The following is a 25,620-nucleotide window of genomic DNA, read 5'->3' as shown; positions in this document are numbered from 1 at the left end:
CTAACAATCGACTCGAAATTAAGTAAAATATCCGAGTTATGGTGTCATGGCAGTCTGCTTTATCTGACTGACATTGGCAGGAAGAGGTGATCTTTTTGGGGTGAGATACTATCCAAATATTGTTATATAAGGGTCTGTTGAACATTCAAATGTGGAACTGGCAGAGGCTGTTTTTTAGGCAATATGCAGGGAAATTTTTGACGCTTAGTCAGTCTAAGTTAGAAAATTTCGCAATATATTGACAAAAAACAGTCCTGCCCCTGAGCACGTATTAAGCAAAGCACTGCTTTGCCCGTTTGCAAGGCGAGAGCTATGCTCGAGTGAGGCTGATGCTAAAATTGCCCCAAACGTTGTTATAAACCTAGCTAAGGTCTAGACATTATCGTCGGTTTAAGCCTAGTTTGGAACAATTTTAGCTATCAGCAGTCCTAATATTTGAATGTTCAACAGACCCTAGTGTTTGTTTAATCAATCAGTTCCATATCCAGGAGTAACTATTAGGAGTAAATATGGTAAATGCGGTATTGTTAGCCGTAATTGTGATGTTGGGCCTATCACTTGCAAGAGTACATGTGGTGCTTAGCCTATTAATAGGTGCTGTCGTTGGTGGGCTAGTAGGGGGGCTGGGTATCGATGCTACTTTAGTTGCGTTCCAAGACGGTATTAAAAATGGGGCTGAAATTGCGTTGTCCTATGCTTTACTGGGTGCCTTTGCCGTGGCCATCGCCCATTCAGGATTACCGCAGTCTTTATCAACTACAGTCATCAATCATATTAACCACCAGCAAGGCGGTCGCGGCATTCGCTCGATTAAATGGGTGCTGTTCTTTGGGCTGATTTTGATGAGTGTGTTTAGTCAAAACTTGATACCCATTCATATTGCGTTTATTCCGTTAATTATACCACCACTGCTGATGGTATTTAATCGCCTTAAAATAGACAGGCGTCTGCTGGCGTGTTTGATGACCTTTGGTTTGGTCACCACCTATATGTTCCTGCCTTACGGCTTTGGTGAAATCTATCTCGACCAAATTATGTTAAAAAACGTCGGTGAAGCAGGGCTTGATACCGCAAATATTTCAGTGATGCACGCCATGGCTATTCCGGCACTTGGCATGCTAAGCGGCTTATTAATCGCAGTATTTTTTAGTTATCGTAAGCCGCGTCACTATAGCTTAAGCGCCCAACCATTAGATGGAGATACTTTAAATAATGCGGGGACAAGCGCGGATGTATTGACTCAGGCCACGACTTCAGCCACTGCCCCAAGTAAAGGTAAGACACTGATAGCCTTATTAGCCATCGTAACGGCATTTATCGTTCAGCTTTATACGGACTCGTTGCTCTTAGGGTCCTTAATTGGGTTTGGCGTATTTATGGCAACGGGGGTTGTTAAATGGAACGAAGCGGACAATGTGTTCAATGAAGGCATTAAGCTGATGGCGATGATTGGCTTTATTATGATTACCGCACAAGGCTTTGCAGAGGTGATGAAAGCCACGGATCAAATTGCGCCGCTTATTGAGAGTGCCACGAATTTATTTGCGGGTAATAAAGCGGTAGCCGCTTTGGTCATGTTAGCGATTGGGCTGATTGTCACCATGGGTATCGGCTCTTCTTTCTCCACTATTCCAATTATTGCCGCCATCTACGTCCCGCTTTGTGCGGCAATGGGCTTTTCACCCTTAGCGACGGTCGCTATTATCGGTACAGCTGGTGCGCTTGGGGATGCAGGTTCACCAGCATCTGACTCTACCTTAGGACCTACCTCGGGACTAAACGTGGATGGACAGCACGATCATATTAAAGACAGTGTTATTCCGACCTTTTTGCATTTTAATATTCCGTTATTACTCTTCGGATGGATTGCAGCGATGGTATTGTAACCTGCTGTATTTGTGGTAAATTTTAAAATAAAAAAGCGAGTGACGACTATTCGACGCTCGCTTTTTTGTGGATTGAGATTAGATGTGCTAGTTATAAAAATAGCGACACACCTGCCAAATGCAGGTTAATAACAGATAAATAAAAGAGAGTAATAGCCAAAATACAAGGTTAGCCAGTGGTGGCGACGCATGCATGATAAATAATATAAAGAAGCTTAGTAGCAACAAAGTGATGGCTAACATCAGCAGGAACTTCCAGCGACTTTTTATATAAAAATCACTCACCCCCAATACAGTTATATGAAAAAACATCACCGCATTCATATTGATAATTAAGTCGATAGGATAGCTGTTTGGATCAGAATCTTTAGAATAACGTGAAGCGAATGGGTCGGGCGTATATCCCGCCATAATAATTTTATAGACAAACACTGCCCACAAAATGACAAAGACAACCTTAAAGGGATGGGCTTTTATATAATCGATAACTGAAGGTAGATACTGCCTTGTATTTTTCATATGGTCCTTTTAGAAGTTTGCCCTAGTATTTTAATGCGTTAGTTAGTCCGCAAACTTATCAATCTCAGACGTCAAATAGCCGACTAGATCATCACCACTTTCCATCAAGACTTTCAACTTGTCGGGATTAATTAAACGGCCCAATTCCTTTTGCGTAAAAAGTTGCTCTTCAGGCGATAACAGACGCTGATTAAGAGTGCTATTCTTTTGTTCTAACTGCTGCAAATGTCGGTCCACGCTATCAGCACTAGAGAGGGTGCAGGCATTATCATCATTATGGTCTGTACTCTGGTTTGAGGAGTTTAAACTTGCTTTAGCAGGTAACTTATTATCAGCACTCATTTGAACCACCTTATTTTTTTAGGGGTAATTAACGCATGAAGCGGCACATCCCACGGCTGAGTGTGTAGTTGTGGAACGACTTGGAACTCATAACACCAACCAACACGTAATGGTTTTTTACGATTGTATCTATAAGAGCGGGCTAAAGTAGTGTCATAAAAGCCACCTCCCATCCCCATACGATTGCCATGCTCATCGGCAGCGACAAGCGGACACATAATCAGATCTAATGCATCAGCATTGAGTAAGTGCTTGCTCTTAGATTCTTTCATCCCGAAGCTGTGGCGAACCGTTGGAATGCTCACTAGTTTGCTGTGATAGATAGGTGCAAAGCGGATGTGTTTATTATCCCGACCTCGAGTATTAATCACCGGCAGATAAGCCTGATAGCCCATACGCTGACACCAGTTAAGTAGAGGCTGAGTCGGTAATTCACCAAAATCATCGATATAAACACCCACTTTAGCGCCTTTAGGCAGGCGAGAGGCAAGCTTTGACAAGTGCCGACTGGCAAGACTGCCGGCATTGCGGCGCTGCTGCTCGGTTAGGGCGCGGCGCTGTTTATTAATATTACGTCGAGAAGGGTTATTGGTCATAGTTTGCTTTATAATAGTCGGGTCAAAATTTAGGGAGCTGAGTAGTAAGGGCTTGGTAAAATATAGACACAGCACTTAGCTTGAATTGTTTGACAAACTAGGCGTATTATTAACGGCATCTTATCGTAAGTGAGTGCTTACTTTCATCATGATTTTATGGCCGCTCTAAATGCGTTTGGCAGTGAGTCATGCTATCATAATTGCGCTCGATTTAACTTATACCGCCTTTGCTGGTGATCTGAGCAATCAATGCCAGTTATTTTATAGCCAGTCATTATTTTATAATCAGTAGTACCATAACAAATTCTTTTAGATTTTTATAACAAAAACAGGAGACATCATGTCAACTCGTACCGAAAAAGATACCATGGGCAATGTAGAAGTACCTCAGGATGCCTATTGGGGTGCTCAAACTCAGCGTAGCCGTGAGAACTTCAAAATTGGTGGCGAAACCCTACCTCGTCCAATGATTGAAGCGATGGCATTGGTTAAAAAAGCAGCGGCTATCACTAATGCAAGCCTTGGCCGTATTGAAGAGAGCCAGCGTGACTTAATTATCCAAGCCGCTGACGAAGTGATTAATGGTGGTCTTACTGATCAGTTCCCATTAGTTGTATGGCAGACCGGTTCTGGTACACAGTCAAACATGAACATGAACGAAGTGCTTGCTAACCGTGCGAACGAAATTGCCGGCAACCCTCGTGGTACTTATAAGCCAATCCATCCAAATGACCATGTCAATCATGCACAGTCAACCAACGATAGCTTCCCAACGGCTATTCGTGTGGCAGCAGCGCGTCAAATCAATAGCCTGTTAATCCCAGCGGTTAAAGCACTACGTGACACGCTAGACAAAAAAGCCAAAGAATTCGATAGCATCGTAAAAATTGGCCGTACACATTTACAAGATGCAACGCCATTGACTTTAGGTCAAGAATTCAGCGGCTATGTGAGCCAATTAGACCATGCTTTAACGCGTATTGACAATGCTTTACAAGGTTTATATGAATTACCACTAGGCGGTACAGCCGTCGGTACTGGTCTTAACGCACACCCTGATTATGCCGTCAAAGCTGCCGAGCAATTATCAGAGCTGACTGGTCTGCCTTTTGTAACGTCTCCAAACAAATTTGAAGCCCTAGCTGCCCGTGATGCTGAAGTATTTGCATCAGGTGCGCTAAAAACACTAGCGGCAAGCCTGAACAAAATCGCTAACGACGTTCGCTGGTTAGCCTCTGGCCCTCGCTGTGGTCTTGGCGAATTAACCATTCCTGAAAATGAGCCAGGCTCATCAATCATGCCAGGTAAAGTCAACCCCACTCAGTCAGAAGCGATGACCATGGTCGTGGCGCAAGTGATGGGTAATGATGTGACCATCAGCATGGCTGGTGCGTCTGGTAACTTTGAATTAAACGTTTATAAGCCAGTTATCGCTTATAACTTACTGCAATCTATTAAATTACTTGGCGATGCGTGCAACAGCTTCAATGAGAACTGTGCAGTAGGTATTCAGCCGGTTAAAGACAAAATTGACCACTTCTTGCACAACTCCTTGATGTTAGTAACCGCGCTAAACCGTCATGTAGGCTACGAGAATGCCGCTAAGATTGCCAAAACCGCCTATAAAGAAAACAAAACCCTTAAGCAAGTGGCGGTTGAGCTTGATTTACTAACCGAAGCGCAGTTTGATGAGTGGGTGACGCCAGCCGATATGGTTCACCCTAAATAGTTCATCATATATAACTCTGCTACGTTGTCAGACTCGCTTACTGTACGATTTGTACAGTGAGCGCTCGTCTTCCTAGTAGCAAAGTCATATCTAACAAACTATGTTATTTCTATAACATGTTGACCGTCCTAGATGTCGCCTTTTAATAAATTAGCTACAATCTTCGGTCGGTCGCCTTGTAGCAGACTCAAATTTAACCCACTTAAGTTTAAGTATGAATCAAGCTCAGCCTATGGCTTTTCGTGCTTTTACTTGATTGACTTGCTACTCAAATTCTGCACAGATATGCAAGATTAATAATATTGTTTATTGAATAATAAAGACCTTGTCATTTCATATGGCAAGGTCTTTTCGTTCGTGACTCTATAAGTTTTAATTCTGGAGCTATTCACGCTTTGCGCTACTATCTTAGTGAGATCGACGGCGGGCGCTAAAGCCAGTCGCGTTCCTGCATTGCGATAACGCGACTGGCTAAGCGCCCACAACGTCGTTCTTCACCAAGTATATTCGCTTCAATCGTGGCTAAACCGCACCCCAAGGCCACATTATGAGTTAAATTGTATAGAGTTAGTGAGTCAGCTAGTCTTTAAGGTTTATCCTTACAATTTTATTCTCACAAAAAACTCGACCAGTAACATTCCATACAGAATAAACGGCTAATTACTCACATTTCATGTTATGTTATAACAAAACATTCTAATATATTTACGCGCCAACAACAGCATAAAATCAAAATTAATTTATTATATTCTCTCAATTGGAACTAAAGTAAAACTCAACGAAAAGCTATACGCTATATATAGGGTCCGTTCAACAGACCCTAACATAGACACTAATTAGAGGCTGTTTTAGTTTCTCTTTTGGTGGTAAAGGCTTGGTTTTATTTGAAGTCATTTATCATGTTTTATTTACTCAAAAGAGGTATTTTTATGAAGACATTAACAACCTTATTATCATCTGCCACAATTTTAGCAGCAACTTTAACGTCAGGATCAGCGCTTGCTTATACTGATCAAGTTATGGATCCTGCAAAGAGCTATGATTCTGCGGTGAAAATCAGACAAGTTAATTATACTTGCCAAAATAACAATAAAATCAGCGTTAAATATGGATTTAATAAACAAAACCTACCAACATATGCGGAAGCTTATCTAAACGGGAAATCTAGATTTTTACCGATAAATCTTGGACGTTCAGACGATGTGGACACCGTATTTGGTGATGAAGAGAACTTTAGCATAATGAGTGACGCCCTACGACTTAATAACTATCATAAATCAAGCGTCAACATTCAAAATGCGAACAATGAATTCCTTTATAAAGGCTGTGACGCCAAATCCATTAAGAAAATTAAAGGTTAGTTCAATAAGCTAATTTTATTAGCTAATTCAAATCGTTAATTAAGGGTATAAAAAGACCTTGTCATAACCTATGACAAGGTCTTTTTTATTATTCCGATATAATTTTAATTCTGGAGTTCATCACGCTTTACGCTACTATCGTGGCTAGATGTCACATCGGATTCTTTGAGAGAGCTATCGTTATCATAGTTAGCGTTCTCAGAATAAACAGTTTAATTTGATAGACTAAAATTATTTATTAACTGTCATACCTTTACCGAATACGCTTCATCACATCAATCAGCCGATTGACAGGTTGGGGGTGCTCAATATCCTCTTGTATTACCCATAGTGCAAAATTTTCAGCGCAAACCTCTTCAGGACTGCTGACGTATGAAGTATTAATTTTGACAACCTGTTTAAAGTTAGTCTCATCTCGATCGACAAACACGGGTTCCCCCTCATGCTTGATAGGTTGCATCGTCCCATTGACCTCTTCTACAGCGAGTAAACCGTCAATTGCATAGGACGTAAAGGGTAAGTTACTCTCAACGTCATACGGCATAAAAGACTGCAATAAGGGGATAAAGGTGTATTCCTGGCCTTGATAGTCAAGATCAATACCATACTCTAAATAGGGTGCATCAGGATTAGTGATTCTAAGGGTTTCAAATGGCTTAGATAAAACAACGGGTGGCACTTTATGGAAGTTGATAGTGGCATAAAGTTTGTCATGGTCTTTGGCATTATAGCGAGAATAAACATGAAAGAATTCGTGAGCCACCAGTCAATTAATGAACGCTTGCGAGTTACTGTCATCGATAAAGGTAATCGGTAAAACGATATAGTCTTCTCGAGTATAGGCCGAACCACCATTGTCTGTGCCATCGGTTAATATGATATTTATCGTTTTAGGAGCGTTTAAATTCAGCTTGGCAATCCTACTATTAAGTAAATCTACAGCTATCTTTACTTTACTTATCGAGCTGTCATCCCACGCTAGTACGGATTTGCCATAAAATGTTTTTAATTCATCTTGGCTAAGTTTATGGTCACTTTTAAAAATAGCCTGCCAGTCAAAATCGCTTAACGCGTTTATATAGGCATCTTTTGAGCTTAACCGTTTAATGGCCTCGTCTTTATTAATAAAGACAACCTCTCTTTCTTGAGAGTGAACAAGGCTTTGATTAATGCTTTGATTGCCGCTTTGTTGCGACGTAATAGGTATCTCACCCGTCGAGCTGACACAGCTACTTAATAGACTACCGGTTAATAAGCTGCCACTTAACAGGGTTGCGATAACTATTGAGGGTATGGTTTTGACTGATTTTATATTGATGAGTGCCATTAAACTTCCTGTTTTAAATGATCCGTTTTCAATGAGCTGTCCTAAATGAGCCGTCTTAAACCATCTTACTTGGCAATATAAGGATTGGCTACCCCTAATTTATCCAAAATTTCTATCTCAAAGCTCTCCATTTCGTCTTGCTCAGCCTGACCTAATTCATGATCAAACCCTAAAAGATGTAATATGCCATGTACCAAAAGATGCGTGATATGATCTTGCACCGTCTTATGTTGTTCTTCAGCTTGCGACACCACCACCTCATGACAAATCACTAATTCGCCTAAGGGTATCGCAGGCATCTCATCTAAAAGCAATAACGGCAGATCACTGGGATAAGATAAGATATTGGTCGCATAGTCTTTACCACGCGCTTCGCAATTCAACGCACGACCCTCAGTCGAATCAGTGATATAAACACCCAGCTCTTTAGGCTTCTGAAGCCATTCTGAAGACTTTAGTTCTGCAAAATAGGGCAGACGAATACCATTCTCAGCTTTTTTATCCATAACGTTGAGCGTGGTTATTAATATTATTTCGATAAAGTCTACCGAATAATTAGTTTCAATAAAGTCATTCAGGACAGATTCTGAATGACTGACATTAACGATATGGTTACTAAAGTTATTCATATGAGGACTCAGGGGTTAATTCAATGTATCGTTTAAGCTTAATAGAATCGTTCAAGTTTAATAGATTGGATATCTAAAAGCTAAGAGCTAAGAGGATGGAAAGGACTATAAAGTGTCAGACAAACAAAAGGCCAGATATAACCTATCTAGCCTTATTTCTTTGATATTAAATTCTAAACTGCTAAAAATGACACTTAAAACCAAAGAAGTAGGACCAAAGGATTGTGAGTCCTACGTTCGTCGCGAACAAAAAGCTTTAGTTGACAATAAAAGTGTATTGCCATCAAATTGAATGACGCTAAGACTTTGAGTTAGCCTCAGCTTCTTTGCGCTCTTGTTCCATAATACGAGCACGTTTTCGCGCTTCTTTTAACGCTTCTTGTTCTTCATCCCAAACCCCATACGCTTCGACAATCTTTTGTACCAGCTGATGGCGTACCACATCCTTTGACTCAAATAAGGTGACGTGAATCTCATCAATTTTACCTAAGATTTGAATGGCTTGCGCAAGACCAGACTTATGACCGCGGGGTAAATCAACTTGGGTCACATCCCCAGTAATGACTGCTCGTGAGCCAAAGCCTAAACGGGTTAGGAACATTTTCATTTGCTCAGGCGTGGTGTTTTGTGCCTCATCCAAGATAACAAATGAGTTGTTTAACGTACGGCCTCGCATATAAGCGAGTGGTGCAATTTCGATAATTTGTTTCTCGATCATTTTACCTACTTTTTCAAAGCCAAGCATCTCATATAGGGCATCGTACAAAGGACGTAAGTAAGGGTCAATCTTCTGGGTTAAATCACCGGGTAAGAAGCCTAGCTTTTCCCCTGCCTCCACTGCTGGACGGACCAACAAAATACGCTCTATCTCATTGCGCTCAAGCATATCAACCGCACAGGCTACGGCAAGATACGTCTTACCTGTACCGGCAGGACCCACACCAAATGACACATCAGAGGTCAAGATACGGTTAACGTATCGGGTTTGGTTGCCACCGCGTGGGATGATTTTACCTTTACGAGTCTTTAAGGCGATGGTATTAGGAGTCTCAGGGTCAAGGTCATCGTCTTCAGAGACAGCCTCATCTGAGTCTTCTTTTGCTGGAGTCGCGTAGCTATCAAAGTCGCGAGACATACTGGCTTGAATAATGAGGTGTAGCTCTTGTGGAGCGATATCTTCGGTGGTTTGGGCTTCATTGGCAAGTTTGTTTAAGATAAAGTCGCCACGCTCTACGGCGGTTAAATCACCTGCCAAGGTAAACTTGTGTTGGCGCTGATTAATATGGATGCCAAGACGGTCTTGGATATATTTTAGATGGTTATTATATTCCCCAACGACCGTTTTGAGCTGAGGGGAAGTTAAGAAGTCTAAGTTTACTTTACGAGTGACAGTTTCAGTCAAGTTATAATCCTTATCTTATTTATGGTTTTATCTATTATTTAATTTGTGGCTTTATTCATGGAGTGATTTATGAACAGACCTCTGTTTATTATGGCTGTTTAATATCGAAATTCAAGCCAATTAGCACAGGCTAAAAGTCGAAATTTGTAAATGGTGACGTTCAAAGCAGGCATTTTATAATATGGTTTTTTATTTAAGCTGTATCAATGAGGCTGCTGATAAGTCTTATTAAGCATTTTATTGATGTAATTTATCGGTGCAATCATGCTTAAATAAATCTCTGTTAAAGAGTAACATGGACAATAGACAAAAGTATGACAATGGTAAATATTATCCCGAGTGATTGAATGTGTATTAAAGGGTCAAATCAGGGTAATATAAAGGGTAAAGAAATAGATTAAGAGGATTGGGTTGCGGTAAGAAAAATGGTGCGAAACATTATTAAATAAAACATAAGTCACTGCAGTACCCTTAATCAATAAACCATAAACCTTAATCAATGAAAATAGTCACTACACTTAATTATCAAACCTAATTAAACCTAGCTAATAACGACAATTATCACAATAGGTAAATCAAACGAGGATACTGATACTATGTCAACATCGCAGGCCATAACAGAGCAAACCGTTTTAATCGCAGGGGGCGGGCACGTTGGCTTGTCATTTGCCTTGTTGCTTGCTGATAAAGGTATTGCGAGTACTATTGTGGAGCGCAATCTTTATCCTAATATGGGTCCAGAAGAGGATGCAAAACGCACGCATTATTTGGACAGTCGTAATACCGCGCTGTCACGTCGGACGGTACAGATTTATCAAGAGATTAACCTGTGGGATGAGCTACAAAGTCATGCCTGCCGTATTGATTCGGTGCAAGTCAGTGAACAGGGTAGCTTTGGCTATGCGCAGCTGAATAAAGAAGAAGAGAAAGTAGAGTCGTTTGGACAAGTGATGGAAAACGCTTGGCTAGGTCGCAAGCTATTGCTAGCGGTGCAGGCAAGTCCTTTGATTACCCTGATTGATGGGGCAACAGTGACTGATGTCAGAAATAGCACCAGTAACAGCTCCAGTAGTAATAGTAACGGGCAGTCGGGTAGCTCCGTAACGATTACTTATGATACCGACTCAGCACAGCAGCAAACGCTAAGTGCAACTTTACTAGTCGCGTGTGATGGGCGTGACTCGACGGTTCGCAAGTTGATGGGCATTGCTACTAAAGATTATGACTATTGGCAATCTGCTATCGTTGGCGTGGTGCAGACCGACAAACCGCATGAGCATATTGCGATAGAGCGCTTTAGTCCAGCGGGGCCATTGGCGGTATTACCGTTAACAGATGGCAGTTTTAATAGTGCAGGCAACGATAACAACGCTATACAGGCAGGCTATCGACGTTCGGTGGTATGGGTCTGTAAACGCGGTGAAGAGCAACAGTACTTGGATAATGATGCGCTGTTTTTAGCGACATTGCAAAAGGCCTTTGGACAGCGTGCCGGTACATTTTTAAAAGCCGGTAGACGCGGGGCGTATCCGTTAACTCGGGTATTGGCTGATCGTCAGGTTGAAGGGCGAGTGGTCATTATGGGCAATGCGGCTCACACCTTACATCCTGTGGCAGGACAAGGGTTTAACTTATGTATGCGTGATGCGCATGTGCTTGCTAAGATGCTTGAAAATCAAGTATTAAGAGGCGAGGATATTGGCGAGGCAAGTATGCTTAAAGCGTATGAGCAGGCACGTCAAAAAGACCAAAAGCGAGTCATTCGCTTCTGTGATGCCGTGGTTCATGGCTTCACCCATACCAACCCCGCTGTCAAACTGGCGCGTAATGTGGCCTTGATTGCCTTTGACAAAATACCAAATGTGAAGCCCTTGGTCGCAAGCTACGCAATGGGGTTAAAGTCTTAGCATAGCTTGTCTTTAAACGGTTTCTAAGCTTTGGATATGTGCACACTACACTCTAAAGACTAAGTTAAGGGAGCCAATCTCGCTTTTTCGCTACTATCTGCTTGAGCACGCATAGCGGAATGCTAAAGGATACCGTGTCTCCTGCTTCGCGAGCCACTGCATCCTAAGCCTCCGCAATTTGCGCGCTCAAGCAGTATATCCGCTGCAATCGAGGCTAAACCGCTTTTTCTAGTCAACCTGTCAATAGTGTTAGCCAATAAGTGTTAGCTAATAAAAGAACCAAATTATGACTATGATGTGAGTCCTCATAATATGGTTTCTATCAAATAGCCTATCTTTATATATATAAGACTGGGTTAGACGGAGTTAGACTAATTGACCCTGTTATTTGAACATTTGATTTGTCGCATTTTGGACTTACCTTTATCGATAGAATAATTTTTAAATTTGGTATTATTTTATCATTCGTTTAATTCTTGTTGTCAGTACTCGTTTCTTCATTCGTTTCATCATTCGTGTCATTACTCGTTTCTTCATTCGTGGAACTACATTATGTCCGTCAACTCTTTAAAATCGTCGAATACCCTTATTATCGGAGGGGGCATCGTTGGTGCTACCTTAGCGATAAAACTGGCTCAACAGCAGCAGCATGTCACCTTAGTGGATGCCCGTCCCAAGCTTAGTGACGCACAGTGGCTACAAAAGCTTGAGCAGCGTGACGCACGGGTATTTGCCTTAAGTATCGCCAGTATTGAGCTGTTAAAAGAAGTGGGGGCATGGCAGCTCATTGCGGCGTCAGGGCGAAAAGCGGACTATACCCAAATGCAGGTATGGCAACAAGATGGCAAAGGTGAGCTTAGGTTTGGTGATGAGGCAGTGCCACAACTGCTTGGCAGTATGGTTGAGCCATTTGTCATTGAACGTGCCTTGTATCAGCGTCTGGCAGAAACCGATATCAGTGAGTATCTAACGGTTTTAGCCGGTCATAAAATGGTAGCTTTGGACTGGTACGGCGAGCAAAAAGGCTATCAGGTGACTTTGGAGTCTGATGAGGGTCACCCTAAAACGATACTACAAGCCAAGCTATTAATTGGCGCGGATGGCCGAGGTTCCATGGTGCGACATGAGGCTGGTATTGGTGTGGATAGTCTCGACTACAAACAGACGGCAATTTGCTGCGCTATTAAGACGCAACAACCGCACCGTGCGACGGCCCGTCAGTTAATGCTACCGACAGGGACATTGGCATTGCTGCCCTTAGCAGATGTCACCACTGAGGACAAAGCTCATCCGCAACATTGGCAGTCTGTAGTATGGAGTTTACCGCGTAATAGAGCCCTTGAGCTGTTGCAATTAAATGAAGAAGATGGTGATACATTACGAACAGAATTGGCCGCCGCTAGTCAATATGCGCTCGGTGATATTGAGCAGCTTGAGTCCATCGCCAGTTTCCCATTGACCGCTCAGCAAGCGCAGCACTATGTGAAAGAAAACGTAGTATTGGTCGGTGATGCGGCACATGGGGTGCATCCGCTGGCAGGGCAGGGTCTAAACTTAGGTATGCTGGATGTGGCAGCTTTGGTGGATACTCTGATGGAAGACTATCAGCGTAGTGGCGGTAGATGCTGGGGGGAGCTTGCCACGTTGCGCCGTTATGAGCGTGTGCGTCGCCCACATAACAGCATGATGATGCACAGTTTTTCTTTGATGAATTGGCTGTTTGCAGGTGACTTTGCCGCTTTGCGACCCGTGCAACAGATTCGTAGTGAGGGAATGTACCGCGTCGGGAAAATCAAACGGTTAATGCGATTATTTACCAAGCAAGCAAGTGGGGAATAGTTTTATAGGTTATGAGTTCTAATAATCATATTGATGGCTGACATTGCAACTTTTGTGTGAATCCAAATTGTGTAAGTCCAAATAGAGTATTAATAGGCGTCCTTTTTGATGACGCCTACCCAAACCTATCCAAACGAGGCGAATACCACCATCAGTACGGGCGCAACAATATTAATTATAAACCCAAAGCTAATGGCCAACGGCACGACTGTCAATCCGCCTGACTGCTGAATAACAGGTAACGTAAAATCAAGACTGGTCGCTCCGCCAAGTCCGACGGCAGCTGAGGGATGGCGTCGCATAAATAGCGGAATAAACAGTAATGCGAAAAATTCACGAACCAAATCATTAAATAACGCGACACTGCCCCAAACAGCCCCATAAGCATCGGTCATGACGATAGCAGAGAGAGAATACCAACCAAAGCCCGATGCTAGTGCCAAGCTTTGAGTCAACGACACATCATCAAATATCATCGCGAATATCACGCCGCCGAGCAGTACCGATAAGGTAAATATCACACTGGTTTGCATGCCACGTTTGCTAAGTACCACTTCTTTTAGAGTAATGCCTGATGCTTTAAGACCAATGCCCACCAACAAGATCAGGGTCATAAGTAAGACGGTCATTGTGTTTTCTGGAGGCATAAAACCTGAGGGCAACACCTTCCCAATAATAAATCCAAGTACCACACAACATACCTGAACCAAACTACCTCTGATACTGACTTTGTGCTCAGTACTGCCCTTATTAACGACAGGTCGCCACGGTATAAACCGATCAAATAGCATCAGTCCTGCCAACCCAGCGCCAATGGTCAGTACCGATAATACGCCAACGTACAACACAATGTCTTTTATTTGGCTACCTAGACCCTGCACCTGTGCCAGCTCAATACCAATTAAGGTGAGGATAATATAAACCAAATAGCCAAGCAGGCGTTCTGAATAACGCATGACGGTACTATTTAAAGGTAAGGCAAAGCCGATAAATAAAGGCGTTAATACCAATATGAGTGTGATAAAACTATCGAGGTTTTCAGGTAATTGCATGAGGGGTTCGTCGATATTTGAAAGGGTGTGGTGGTAAGCTCGATTGCTTTTGCTTTTTGTTTCATAGCTTTTCTATAAATTAACCTATCCCTTGTTAAACTCGGTCAGGCGGATTAAATCAGCTACTTGTAGCGTTTGATTTGTTGTGTTTGGACTTGCATTTCTTAATAGGTTAATTTCTAGATTTGGTATCATGTATATGTCTATATCGATATTTATCTATGGCTAGGGCGTGTAGAACATTCGCAAATTAGCATTGCTGATAGCTAAAATGAACGGAAATCGCTGCGATTCTACCATAGCCAGGTTAGCTGAGGGGACAGACGACATTAAAAAAGACAACCTGCTTATAAAAACAGAGTGTCTTTTGCCTGAAAGCACCGTAGTTTGGTATATGAATACAGATGCTCACTTTTTAAATGTTGCAAAGACTTTTTGAATATTGCAAAGACTCTAAGAGACTTGCGCATCTACAATCTAAGAGGCTTGCGCTTCTAAAATTACAGTTTCAAGCGTCTTTTGACGATTGTCTAGATTTGCTAAAGTCTTGATGTCAGCACCAATATCAGTACCAGTGTCAGCACCAATCACCGGAGCAGGATTTTTTAAATTATCTGATAAAGGATAACCAGATAACGGATAAATGATACTGCTAGCGGGGGAAGTTGTCGGCGTTGGGAAATCATTCCGATAATGACCACCGCGACTTTCCTCACGAGTGAGCGCAGACTGAAGCAATAATGAGGCTAAGGTAAGCAACCGATTAAAACGATAATAATCTAGATTAAAGTTACCATCAGACTGAGCCCTATCCGCTTGAGTTAGCTGGGAATGGAATTGCTGTTGCCATAAGTAGATTTGCTCTAATGCCTTTTGCAAGCTAGATTCATGACGTCTTATCCCCATATTGGTCGTCATCAGTTGCTTTAACGCCGCAATATGAGTGGCACTATCCCAATGGTGCTCAGTGGAGTTTGTTGTGTTTGTCATGTTTCTCAGAAGCTTTGATGCTGCTTTATCACTGGCCTTAGTAGATTCAAGGTGAGTAGATTCAAGGTGAGTAGATTCAACGTGCGGCTTAATAGCGACTGCAAATTGAGCGCCTGAATGTGATACCTGTGGTGGCGCTTCCCAATGAGAAAGGTCTGCCAAATAGCTAGGGATATGGTTAGCCACTTGTTGACCCACTACCACACACTCAAGCAATGAATTACTGGCCAAACGATTGGCTCCATGCAGTCCGGTATTGGCGACTTCACCTGCCGCATACAATCCTTTGACATCGGTCAGCCCAGTTGCCGTCGCTAGCACACCGCCACACGTATAATGAGCAGTAGGGGCGACCGGTATAGGGTCAGTGGTGATATCAATACCCAAGCTTAAACAATGGGCGTAAATATCTGGAAAATGTTCACGTATAAATTCAGCCGGTTTATGCGATATGTCTAAATGTACATAGCCAAGCTTGTTGGGTTCATCGACCTCACTTGAGATACAGCCAGACTTGTCATTGGCATCTATCTTGTTATTGGTATTGGTATTGGTATTGGTATTGGTATGGTCGTTGTCGTTCACGTGAGCAATGGTGTGATCAATAGTATTAGAAATAGTATTAGCATTGAGTGCTATTTCGTTAGCGATAGCACGAGCTACGATATCACGTGGCGCTAATTCCGCCCGTTCATCGTAGTCTGGCATAAAGCGTTTGCCAGTTAACGGGTTAATTAGCAAACCACCTTCACCGCGTACCGCTTCAGAAATCAAAAAGTTCCTATCGCCACGCTCATCATCATAGACCAGACCAGTCGGGTGGAATTGAATAAACTCAAGATTAGCCAAACGGCAACCCGCTTCCCATGCCATCATAATCCCATCACCGACACACACATTGGGTGCAGTGGCTCGGCTAAATAGCTGACCCAGACCACCGCTGGCAAGGACTACAGCCTTACTTTTGATTTGCTTTAGGCAATTATTTTGGGCATCTAACACTTGTGCACCTGTGCAGACAGGGTTATTGTCACCTTCCGTTATTAGGCTTAACGCTTCATGGAAAGGTAAAACGGTAATGTTCTCTGCAAGTGCCAGCTGTTGATGCAAACTGGTCATGATATGGCGACCTGTTGCATCTTCGGCATGGGCAACACGGCGCCGACCATGTCCGCCCTCTTGAGTTAAGTGCAAGTCTGACAGCTTAAGTTTGCTTGCATCTGTTTTATGACCCGTCTTATGACCATTTTTATGATCAGCCTCTTGAGTGGTGAAAGGCACATCACGCTCAAGTAGCCAGTTTATGGCCTGCCTACCTTGTGAGAGAATGTGAGTGGTGGCCTGCACATCGCAGAGGCCATCGCCAGCTATTAGCGTATCACTAACATGATCTGCCACCTTATCTTCTTGATCAATCACTGCCGCAATACCGCCTTGAGCATACTGGCTAGAGCACGCCTGCAAGTCTTCTTTGGCTAAGACGATAACGTGAAGGTCGTTAGGTAAAGACAGGGCAGTGGTCAAACCTGCCAAACCCGCACCGATAATTAACACATCACAATGATCAGTCAACTGAGCTGCTGAGCTGCGCATATCAGAGTGGCGCATACCAGTGCGATGCAGATCTGAAATGCGATTCTCGAGGTGGGTTTTAGGCAGTGACATAATTGATCTCAATAAAATGAATAATGGGGCAATGTGTTTCAGCTGATATGCTCGGTGCAGAACAGCTGAATAAATATTATTCAGCTAATAAAAAGGCTAATAAATAGGCTCTGACTTAAGCAGGACCAACTTTTTCAAATAAGGGACGGTCTTTAACGATATCACCACTGGCGGCCACTCGACGTTTTTGTTCAGCAGCGAAGTCAAGCATACGTTGTAGTGGTTTAAGAGCGGCGGTGGCAAGCTCAGGATCAAGCTTAATTTCGCCTGTACCATGCTCTAAACACTGTTCAATGCCTTTTAGACCGTTCATTGCCATCCAAGGGCAGAAGGCACAGCTTTTACAAGTGGCACTTTCACCTGCTGTTGGCGCGGCTAAAAAGAGCTTGTCAGGCGACTGTTTACGCATTTCATGAAGAATACCAAGATCAGTTCCTACGATGAATGTTTTGGCATCCATCTCATGCGTTGCATTTAACAGCTTACTGGTAGATCCGACGACATCCGCGAGTGCCACAACACTATCGGGTGACTCAGGATGCACTAACACCACGGCTTCTGGATGTTCTGCTTTTAATTGCTCAAGCTCACGGGCCTTAAACTCATTATGGACGATACAAGAGCCTTGCCAAAGCAGCATATCGGCACCAGTTTGTTTTTGTATGTACTTCCCTAAATGACGGTCAGGACCCCAGATGATTTTCTCGCCTTTTTCATGCAAGTGAGTGACGATTTCAAGACCGATAGAGGAGGTTACTACCCAGTCTGCACGGGCTTTTACGTCAGCACTAGTATTGGCATAGACCACCACGGTACGATCAGGGTGCTGGTCACAAAAGGCGCTAAACTCATCGATAGGACAGCCTAAGTCGAGAGAGCATTCTGCTTCTAAGTCGGCCATTAGCACCGTCTTCTCCATACTTAGAATTTTGGCCGACTCTCCCATAAAGCGCACACCCGCCACCACTAAAGTGTCAGCTTCATGCTCTTTACCAAAGCGTGCCATCTCTAACGAGTCGCCGACGCAGCCACCTGTCTCTAACGCTAAATCTTGAATATAGGGATCGACATAATAGTGGGCAACCAATACCGCATTGTGTTCTTTTAACAGTCGTTTGATATTGGCTTCTACCTGTTGACGCTCACTACGAGAAAGCTCAGCGGGTATCTTTGCTTTGGCATACTCTATATCAATGGTCTTGATGGCTGATTGCTGATTGCTTTGAGCAAGGGTCGGTGCATCGTAGGCAAAAATCTCTACTTTTTCTGCTGGCGCGGTTGAGCTGGCATGTAAGGTGGTCATAGTAAGTTCCCTGTAACGTTTATAGAACTGATGCAAAATTAAAAAATGATAGTGACTAGAGGTTGTTTATTGGTACTGTCTGCAAGGTGAAGAAAGACGTTTAATCAATCATTAGTAATTGTCCTTAAGCACTTAAACCCAGTAAACATTTAAATCCATTTTTATGTTAGTCGTAGTTTTTTTAAGTGTTCGTCTCTTTAAGTCTTTATCCCATTAGGTCTTAATTTCATAATTTCTTAATGCCAATAAATACTAGTAGGCAATGAATCGCTGCTAATTAGTTCAGTAGCTAAACTCTTAGTCTTTGAGCTTCAATTTAAAATAATTAATTTCATCTAAAATAGTATTGAGCTTTAATTATGCTCATTTTGAGCATAAATACAAGTTTTTTCCAAAAATATTTGTTACATCTGTGTAATAAATTTGAGGTTTAATATCCAATTTGGATCTGTTTTTTACGGTTAGATCGTCTTAATTTATCCACTAAATAGGATTTACATATCGTGTAATTGTGGCTATTAAACGGTATACTACGGCTCTAAATTTGCAACTAACTGCAACACAAGATAGGGTAGATAGCTTGATTAAGATTGCCCTATTGCTAATAAGCCCTATTGTTAATAACCTGATTGAAGAGAAGTATGAGCTTGTCGTTTTCCCACGCCCATAGTCAAGGTAGCGGCACTACAGAAGTGGTGGCGGTATTGATTGCTATTACCGACAATAAGGCCCGCGTCCTTACGGTAGAGGGGGGTAAGCTACTGCCAAATGGGCCGCTTATGCCGTTGCATCGCTCTTTACAAGCTGGTGTGCGACAGTGGGTGGAAGAGCAGACCCAGCAACCTTTGGGCTATATTGAGCAGCTATATACCTTTGTGGATACCAATAGGCGTAACAAGGACGGCCATGCATTGGTATATGTTAGCTATATGGGTCTCGTACAAGAGTCTAATGAGCGCAATGACGTCAATAAAGCAACTCATTTGGGTTCGATTTGGCGAGATTGGTACGACTATTTCCCATGGGAAAATCATACCGATGAAGACACTATCCGACACAGCGTTCAAATTGCAGAAAGGCTAAAGGATTGGGCCAACTCAGCGAAAAATAAAGGTGAAAGAAAAAAGCGCCTGCAACGTATTTATTTATGTTGGGGAGGGGACTGTCAACAAGATACGGACTTTAAAAGCATCCTCTCCAGTGATGATAATCAGAGTGACTCGGCCAATGAGATGTTTACCAAGTGGGTCGCTGAGCATGCCCTGCTGCGCTACGAGATGCTTTATGAAGCAGGCTTGATTCCTGAATCACCATTTTATGATGCCACTAAGCTACCTGATAATTGGCAACAGGTTACCGGTGAGCCAATGTATTATGATCATCGCCGCGTCATTGCTACTGCCATATCAAGGCTACGGGCAAAGATTGAATATCGTCCATTGATATTTGGTTTAATGCCAGAAGAGTTTACTTTGTTGATGTTGCAACAGAGCGTGGAAGCCTTGTCTGGTGTGCCATTACATAAGCAAAACTTTAGGCGTCTACTAGAAAGTCAAAACCTACTAGAGCTGACGGGAAATAGCAGCCATATCGGAAGAGGGCGACCGGCAAAGTTATATCGTTTCCGATTTGATGTTGAGTTACAAAGCTTGCTAATGGATAGTAAGCTGCCTAAAAGTAACCGTTGATAATGAATTATAAAATTGTTTTATCACTGTTTTGTCTAAAACATAATATTTATAATTGATTAATGTTTGCTAAAGATACTTATCTTCGTTATATTTATGCTCATATTGAGCATTAAAACTAATATAAATTAGTCATTTTTAAGCACTTAATTTCTTATTTAAGCACTTAGTTTCTTAAAAATTTATAAGCTTTATTAAAATTAGATAGCATTTAACTAGCGTTAATAAGCGTTAGAAACTAAAAAACGCTGCATAGCTAGGCACCGTTAATTAAAATACCGCCAAACTAATCAAATTGATAAAAGTTAATTAAAATCTTCATCAAATAATATTTATCCAATAAGGACCTTTTATGTCAACTTCGGCCTCAAGTCGCGATGTACCCTCAAGTTCTTCCACGGATGTTCATGAGCCACCCTTAAATGATGTGTTGCTAGTGCCATTGATTGAAGTCGCATTATTAGAAGACTTGGGTCGCCGTGGAGATGTTACCTCCCAAGCAACGATACCGGCTGATAAGCAGGCTACACTCACACTGACAGTACGAGAGAATGGGGTTGTTTGTGGGCTTGATTTGGCAAGATTGGCCTTTGCACAAGTTGATGCCAATATTGAGTTTACACCGCAAACGCATGACGGCGCTTGGGTAACGAAAGGTCAAACCTTAGCGACTATTAGCGGCAATGCGCGTAACTTGCTAACGGCAGAGCGTACGGCGTTAAACTTTATGACCCACTTAAGTGGTATTGCTACTGCGACTAGACAAGTTGTTGATTTAATTGCCGATTATCCAGCGCAAATTACCTGTACCCGTAAGACCATTCCAGGATTAAGAGCGGTACAAAAATATGCCATACGCTGTGGGGGTGGCCGCAATCATAGAATGGGCTTGGACGATGCCATCTTGATCAAAGACAATCATATTGCGATTGCTGGGAATATTCCTAATGCAATAGCGCAGGCGAAACAGTTAGCAGGCCATCTTATACCTATTGAAATAGAAGTGGATACGCTGGCACAATTGCAACAGGCCATTGATGCCGGTGCAGAATTGGTACTACTTGACAATATGAGCCCTGATACCTTGCGAGAAGCGGTGGCGATATGCAAAGTTCATCCCAGTGGACGAGTCAAAACAGAGGCCTCTGGGGGTATTACCCCTGATAGTGTGGTTGATGTTGCCAAAACAGGAGTAGACTTTATTGCGATGGGTTATCTTACTCACAGCACCACAGCGCTTGATATTGGCATGGATTTTTCCGCCTAATAATAGCGTTTAAAATGTCAAAGCGTATATGTTGTCATGTCGTATGCTTATGAAGATTAAGGTATGGATCAAGGTATTTTAAATGACGCTCTCAGAATGTCTTTATAACGAGGTAAGTAAGGGTTAAAATAACGCCCTTTTTTGCAAACTAAGGCGCCCATTATGGACACCGAAATTGTTAAGATAATTTTAGCGTTTGTGGTTCTAATTAACCCGTTTAGTGCTTTAACGCTTTTTTTAGATTCGACTCGCGGCTATAACATGGTTGATAGGCGCCGTTTTGCGCGTATTAGTAGTCTCACTGTGTTTATTACTATCGGCTTTTTTACTATCGCTGGTGAACTTCTGCTAAAAGCGTTAGGGATATCTATCGGCTCATTCCAAGTAGCGGGTGGTATCTTGGTGCTTTTGATTGCCATCAATATGATGAATGGTGAGGGTAACCCTGTCAAACCTGACCAAGAAAATGTTGAGTTTGATGACAGTATTGAAACTATGGGAAGCTCAGCGGCGGCAGTTGTGCCATTAGCGATACCGATGATGGTTGGTCCTGGCGGTATTTCTACGGTAATTATTTATTCTGCTCAAGTGCACTCTTGGCAACAAAAACTGGCCATCATTATTGCTGGATTAATGATAGCAATCTTCTGTTATTTAGCGTTAATGGCAGCGGGACGATTGAGTAAACTGTTGGGAGATACTGGACTTAATATTATCAGTCGTATAATGGGTATGTTGCTAGCTGCGGTAGCAATTGAGATCTTAGTCAGTGGTCTACGTACTATTTTTCCGCAGTTAATTTAGCGTTTTACTTTAAACTGAAAGAGTCATGTTTAACACGCTATTTGAGACCGTATTTTAAAACTGTATCTTTTAAAACTGTATCTTTTAAAACTATATCTTTTAAAACTATATAGAAAAAAGCTTAACCACTGTACAAATGCCACGCCAAATAAATCATCAGTATTCCCACCAATGCATCGAGCACATTCCAAGCTTTGGGTTTAGCAAATAGGGGGGAGAGTAATCTTGCCCCATAGCCCAAACTAAAAAAGAACACAAATGACGCACTGACCGCTCCCACCGCAAACCATAATTTACTTGCAGCACCCGTCGATACCATGCCCACCAGTACCAATGTATCCAGATAAACATGAGGATTGAGCCACGTAAATCCAAAGCAAAGTAACAATGACTTTCGTAAGCTAGTCACGACTTGCGACTCTGCGGTAATCGCATGTGATTTACGAACACTGGCGTATAAGCTTTGCAAACCATAGGCTAACAAGAATAAGCTTCCTGCCAACTTTGCAAATTGAACCACATTCGGGTATTTTGCAGTAATAGCACCAAATCCTGCCACCCCGGCTGAAATCAGTAACGCATCTGAAGCGGCACAAAATAAGCAGATGGCAAGCACGTGCTGTTTTTTGAGACCTTGCTTTAAGACAAAGGCATTTTGCGAGCCAATAGCAAAAATGAGCGATAACCCTAGTGCAAAGCCTGATACATAATCCATCTGGTTAACCTTAATAATTTTTATAAAATAGATACTAACCTTAAACCGCTACATCAAATATTTAATTGATTTGACACCGTGATGTCACACCGATATTAGTAAAGGAATAGTTTATGACTCAAGCCACCGCAATGCTATTGATGTTTATACTGTATGGCGTGCTGCCTGCTGCTGGACTATATTTGGGATATCGCGGTGTCAAAAAAATCACCCAGCCCAAGATGTTAGCATATAAGGCGATGCCAAAACTTGGCTTTATACCTGAAAAGAGCATACCGAATGATATCAAGCAAAAGCTAGATGCTATTAATGATAAAGGTGAAAAGCTTCGCATGCTCTATGGCGATACCAACAATGACGGCGTCATCGATGACAAAGATGCGGTAGATGAAACTTATATCATGATAAAAAATGTCATGGACAAGCATATTCCAGAAGCGGTCGCTGACTATCGTCGTTTGCATGACTTAGATCAAGTAAATACCTCATCAAATAGGACAATTATTGAGGATATTAGACCGTCGAATAGCGTTACAGACAATAATACCTTAAGCCGAGCCGATACGACCAAGATTAGGAACTCAAATGTCACTGGCCGAGAAGCGCTATTAGAAGTACTCGATACGGTGAACAAACAGTTTGATGACTTGCTTGACGCCGCTTATCATCAAGATGGTCAAAAACTACTGGCTACCAACCGTTATCTGCAGCAACGCTTTGAAAAATAGGAAAAATAGGACAAATAAAACACATATCACAGCCATTAACGGGGTGTATCAATAAATGATAGTATCAATAGGAGCAGGCTTAGCCGCACTAGCAGTGACAGGCTACCTAGGTCGCAAAGGCTGGATTGCCTTTCACCGTGCTGTCGGTATTACCCCTGGCACACTAAAATATGTTGAGCCGACACAGTTACCGCCACCGGAAATGATTCAGCTGGACTTGACCTCTGAGCAATTACAACATTTACCTAGCAGTGCGCTTGAGTACATCCAAAGAATTGATCATAAAGCTGACGTCTATCAAGCATGGCGAGATGATATTGAACAATCTGGACAACCTTTAAGTCATCGTACTTTAAATACGACAGAAGATGAGTTTGTTATTCAAAAGCTACTAAATACCCGATTACCCCAAGTCATTGAAAGCTATCAGATCATTGCCCGTCATGACAACCGCTTACAACATACCAATAGTTCCACTGCCGAAAACGCAACCCTTGCAAATAATCAAGCTCAGGCATTAGATTTGTTAATTGCGTTACTCATACAGATTGAAACAAAGCTTGATGCGCTCCTAAGCCGCTGTCAACAAGAGAGTATTCAAGAAATGCAGGCCATGCAGCGTTATCTGGACGATAGAGCATAAAGGTTAAAAAATAAAGAATATAATAGGTGTTACTACTGAAGATAACCTAAAAAGGCATAACTTCAAAAAGCCCCTTTACACTGTATAAAGGGGCTTAAATTTTCAGGAAGGTAATGGCTATGAGTTCTGATTAGCGCTTAGCTTTTAACGCTTATTAGAGCGTTGTTTACGGGCATCCCGAACCGGACGGGCTTTAAGGGGTTTTTTCTGGAAGCGCTCTTTCTTAATTTTCGCTTTACCATGAACGCCCATATCTTCACGAGGACGCATATCAACCAACTCGATTAAACGGTGAATATCCTTTCGATCAAGCTCAATAAAGCGGCCCGTCCGTAGCTCTTTTGGCAAATCAACCGAACCATAACTGGTACGAAGTAGACGACTTACTTTAAGACCTTGCGACTCTATCAGACGACGCACTTCACGATTACGGCCTTCTTTGAGCTTGACGTGATACCACTTATTCACACCCTCACCGCCGCCTTGTCTGATCTCCTCAAACTTCGCTAAACCGTCTTCAAGCATAACGCCTTCAGTAAGATTACGCATCATCTCTGGGGTCAACTCGCCCAAGATACGTACCGCATATTCGCGCACAATCTCATTTGACGGATGCATCAATCGATGCGCCAGCTCCCCATCATTGGTAAATAACAACAGACCCGTTGAGTTAATATCCAGACGACCCACCATTACCCAGCGGTCATGCGTCAACTTCGGCAAACGCTCAAATACTGTGGTACGACCTTCAGGATCATTGGCAGAACAAATCTCGCCTTCAGGCTTATAATAGGCCAGCACACGACGACGCTTTTCACGCTCAGATTTGTACTTAATTAGACGGCCATCCACACGGATTTCGTCACCTTGGGTAACGCGGTCGCCAATAGTGGCAGGGGATTGATTGATTGAGACACGACCAGACTTAATGACTTCTTCCATCTGACGACGTGAGCCTAAACCCATACGTGCCAATGCTTTTTGCAGCTTTTCAGTACCTGCTGTACTGGCTTTGGTCGTCGGTTCCTCAAACTGAAACTCAACATGGTTTGGGATAGGTGCGTTTTTTGAGGCTACATCTTGATCGGATGTTTCAGAGGTTTTGTCAGGGTGTGTTTTATGATTAATACGAGGCATAGGTAGCTTCCTTGAATCGGTGAGTGGCTACATTTCACAATGTAGAATAGGGTTTGACGCTCACAAAGCTAAATTAAAACGAGTCATAAGC

At 42.5% G+C, this 25,620-nt stretch carries 23 protein-coding genes; 11 read left to right on the top strand and 12 right to left on the bottom strand.

All coding sequences use genetic code 11. The features are described from left to right. Positions 1 to 509: 509 nt before the first annotated feature. Positions 510 to 1,886: a Na+/H+ antiporter family protein gene (locus AC2SLT_RS07295; RefSeq protein WP_486546995.1), complete on the top strand. Its 1,377-nt coding sequence runs from the start codon at positions 510 to 512 to the stop codon at positions 1,884 to 1,886. Between the two features lie 87 nt (positions 1,887 to 1,973). On the opposite strand, the gene AC2SLT_RS07290 is transcribed toward AC2SLT_RS07295, so the two are convergent. Genes AC2SLT_RS07290 through AC2SLT_RS07280 form a run of 3 tightly spaced genes read right to left on the bottom strand, consistent with a single transcriptional unit; the run spans position 1,974 to position 3,343 of the window. Further along, a complete protein-coding gene (locus tag AC2SLT_RS07290) occupies positions 1,974 to 2,405 on the bottom strand; it encodes a hypothetical protein (RefSeq protein ID WP_486546994.1) in 432 nt (143 codons plus the stop codon). A gap of 42 nt (positions 2,406 to 2,447) precedes the next feature. Further along, on the bottom strand, positions 2,448 to 2,747 hold the full coding sequence (locus tag AC2SLT_RS07285; protein ID WP_486546993.1) for a hypothetical protein: 300 nt from the start codon (positions 2,745 to 2,747) through the stop codon (positions 2,448 to 2,450). Beyond that, positions 2,744 to 3,343, bottom strand: coding sequence for a 5-formyltetrahydrofolate cyclo-ligase (locus tag AC2SLT_RS07280; protein WP_486546992.1), 600 nt, complete (start codon positions 3,341 to 3,343; stop codon positions 2,744 to 2,746). The genes AC2SLT_RS07285 and AC2SLT_RS07280 overlap by 4 nt, the downstream gene beginning before the upstream one ends. A 340-nt stretch (positions 3,344 to 3,683) precedes the next feature. Between AC2SLT_RS07280 and fumC the strand changes: the two genes are divergently transcribed. Continuing rightward, entirely contained in the window at positions 3,684 to 5,072 is a 1,389-nt protein-coding gene (fumC, locus tag AC2SLT_RS07275; protein WP_486546991.1) for a class II fumarate hydratase, read from the top strand. 929 nt (positions 5,073 to 6,001) lie between these two features. Then, complete coding sequence (locus AC2SLT_RS07270) at positions 6,002 to 6,433, top strand: ACP-like domain-containing protein (protein ID WP_486546990.1); 432 nt, start codon at positions 6,002 to 6,004, stop codon at positions 6,431 to 6,433. Positions 6,434 to 6,686: 253 nt separating this feature from the next. On the opposite strand, the gene AC2SLT_RS07265 is transcribed toward AC2SLT_RS07270, so the two are convergent. The 3 genes from AC2SLT_RS07265 to ybeY form a co-directional block, all read right to left on the bottom strand. Then, positions 6,687 to 7,196, bottom strand: coding sequence for a hypothetical protein (locus AC2SLT_RS07265; protein ID WP_486546989.1), 510 nt, complete (start codon positions 7,194 to 7,196; stop codon positions 6,687 to 6,689). Between the two features lie 3 nt (positions 7,197 to 7,199). Next, entirely contained in the window at positions 7,200 to 7,760 is a 561-nt protein-coding gene (locus AC2SLT_RS07260; protein WP_486546988.1) for a hypothetical protein, read from the bottom strand. Between the two features lie 65 nt (positions 7,761 to 7,825). Then, positions 7,826 to 8,389, bottom strand: a complete 564-nt coding sequence (ybeY, locus tag AC2SLT_RS07255) for an rRNA maturation RNase YbeY (RefSeq protein ID WP_486546987.1) — start codon at positions 8,387 to 8,389, stop codon at positions 7,826 to 7,828. A 112-nt stretch (positions 8,390 to 8,501) separates the two neighbouring features. Here ybeY and AC2SLT_RS07250 point away from each other — a divergent pair, with 112 nt between their 5' ends. Next, positions 8,502 to 8,681 (top strand): hypothetical protein, encoded by a 180-nt coding sequence (locus AC2SLT_RS07250; RefSeq protein WP_486546986.1) that lies wholly within the window; start codon positions 8,502 to 8,504, stop codon positions 8,679 to 8,681. 6 nt (positions 8,682 to 8,687) lie between these two features. Here AC2SLT_RS07250 and AC2SLT_RS07245 read toward each other — a convergent pair whose 3' ends face one another. Next, entirely contained in the window at positions 8,688 to 9,791 is a 1,104-nt protein-coding gene (locus AC2SLT_RS07245) for a PhoH family protein (RefSeq protein WP_486546985.1), read from the bottom strand. Positions 9,792 to 10,387: 596 nt separating this feature from the next. On the opposite strand from AC2SLT_RS07245, the gene AC2SLT_RS07240 reads away from it, so the two are divergent. Further along, positions 10,388 to 11,698 carry an FAD-dependent monooxygenase gene (locus tag AC2SLT_RS07240; RefSeq protein WP_486546984.1) on the top strand — a complete coding sequence of 437 codons (1,311 nt, stop codon included), beginning with the start codon at positions 10,388 to 10,390 and terminating at the stop codon, positions 11,696 to 11,698. A 552-nt stretch (positions 11,699 to 12,250) separates the two neighbouring features. Next, entirely contained in the window at positions 12,251 to 13,537 is a 1,287-nt protein-coding gene (locus AC2SLT_RS07235; RefSeq protein WP_486546983.1) for an FAD-dependent oxidoreductase, read from the top strand. A 125-nt stretch (positions 13,538 to 13,662) separates the two neighbouring features. On the opposite strand, the gene AC2SLT_RS07230 is transcribed toward AC2SLT_RS07235, so the two are convergent. The 3 genes from AC2SLT_RS07230 to nadA all read right to left on the bottom strand — a co-directional run bounded on the left by AC2SLT_RS07230 (position 13,663) and on the right by nadA (position 18,547). After that, positions 13,663 to 14,589, bottom strand: a complete 927-nt coding sequence (locus AC2SLT_RS07230) for a LysO family transporter (protein WP_486546982.1) — start codon at positions 14,587 to 14,589, stop codon at positions 13,663 to 13,665. 477 nt (positions 14,590 to 15,066) lie between these two features. Further along, positions 15,067 to 17,187, bottom strand: a complete 2,121-nt coding sequence (locus AC2SLT_RS07225) for an L-aspartate oxidase (RefSeq protein ID WP_486547051.1) — start codon at positions 17,185 to 17,187, stop codon at positions 15,067 to 15,069. A gap of 172 nt (positions 17,188 to 17,359) precedes the next feature. Continuing rightward, the gene (gene nadA / locus AC2SLT_RS07220) at positions 17,360 to 18,547 is read right to left on the bottom strand and encodes a quinolinate synthase NadA (RefSeq protein WP_486546981.1); all 1,188 of its coding nucleotides are present in this window, start codon (positions 18,545 to 18,547) and stop codon (positions 17,360 to 17,362) included. A 641-nt stretch (positions 18,548 to 19,188) separates the two neighbouring features. On the opposite strand from nadA, the gene AC2SLT_RS07215 reads away from it, so the two are divergent. The 3 genes from AC2SLT_RS07215 (at position 19,189) to AC2SLT_RS07205 (ending at position 22,306) form a co-directional block, all read left to right on the top strand. Then, positions 19,189 to 20,235, top strand: a complete 1,047-nt coding sequence (locus AC2SLT_RS07215) for an NUDIX hydrolase (RefSeq protein WP_486546980.1) — start codon at positions 19,189 to 19,191, stop codon at positions 20,233 to 20,235. A 352-nt stretch (positions 20,236 to 20,587) separates the two neighbouring features. Next, positions 20,588 to 21,502: a carboxylating nicotinate-nucleotide diphosphorylase gene (gene nadC / locus AC2SLT_RS07210; RefSeq protein ID WP_486546979.1), complete on the top strand. Its 915-nt coding sequence runs from the start codon at positions 20,588 to 20,590 to the stop codon at positions 21,500 to 21,502. Positions 21,503 to 21,664: 162 nt separating this feature from the next. Beyond that, positions 21,665 to 22,306, top strand: coding sequence for a MarC family protein (locus AC2SLT_RS07205; RefSeq protein WP_486546978.1), 642 nt, complete (start codon positions 21,665 to 21,667; stop codon positions 22,304 to 22,306). Positions 22,307 to 22,427: 121 nt separating this feature from the next. Here the strand turns inward: AC2SLT_RS07205 and AC2SLT_RS07200 are convergent, their stop codons facing one another. Next, positions 22,428 to 23,021 carry a LysE/ArgO family amino acid transporter gene (locus tag AC2SLT_RS07200; protein WP_486546977.1) on the bottom strand — a complete coding sequence of 198 codons (594 nt, stop codon included), beginning with the start codon at positions 23,019 to 23,021 and terminating at the stop codon, positions 22,428 to 22,430. A 113-nt stretch (positions 23,022 to 23,134) separates the two neighbouring features. On the opposite strand from AC2SLT_RS07200, the gene AC2SLT_RS07195 reads away from it, so the two are divergent. Together AC2SLT_RS07195 and AC2SLT_RS07190 are read left to right on the top strand one after the other, a co-directional pair. Next, the gene (locus AC2SLT_RS07195; RefSeq protein WP_486546976.1) at positions 23,135 to 23,749 is read left to right on the top strand and encodes a hypothetical protein; all 615 of its coding nucleotides are present in this window, start codon (positions 23,135 to 23,137) and stop codon (positions 23,747 to 23,749) included. 55 nt (positions 23,750 to 23,804) lie between these two features. Further along, complete coding sequence (locus tag AC2SLT_RS07190) at positions 23,805 to 24,392, top strand: hypothetical protein (protein WP_486546975.1); 588 nt, start codon at positions 23,805 to 23,807, stop codon at positions 24,390 to 24,392. A 144-nt stretch (positions 24,393 to 24,536) separates the two neighbouring features. Here the strand turns inward: AC2SLT_RS07190 and rluB are convergent, their stop codons facing one another. Further along, positions 24,537 to 25,529 carry a 23S rRNA pseudouridine(2605) synthase RluB gene (rluB, locus tag AC2SLT_RS07185; RefSeq protein ID WP_486546974.1) on the bottom strand — a complete coding sequence of 331 codons (993 nt, stop codon included), beginning with the start codon at positions 25,527 to 25,529 and terminating at the stop codon, positions 24,537 to 24,539. Positions 25,530 to 25,620: the final 91 nt, after the last annotated feature.

This window comes from Psychrobacter sp. CX18 (genome assembly GCF_057396215.1).
The sequence above is the reverse complement of the archived record's forward strand: the minus strand, read 5'-3'. Positions and strand labels throughout refer to the sequence as shown.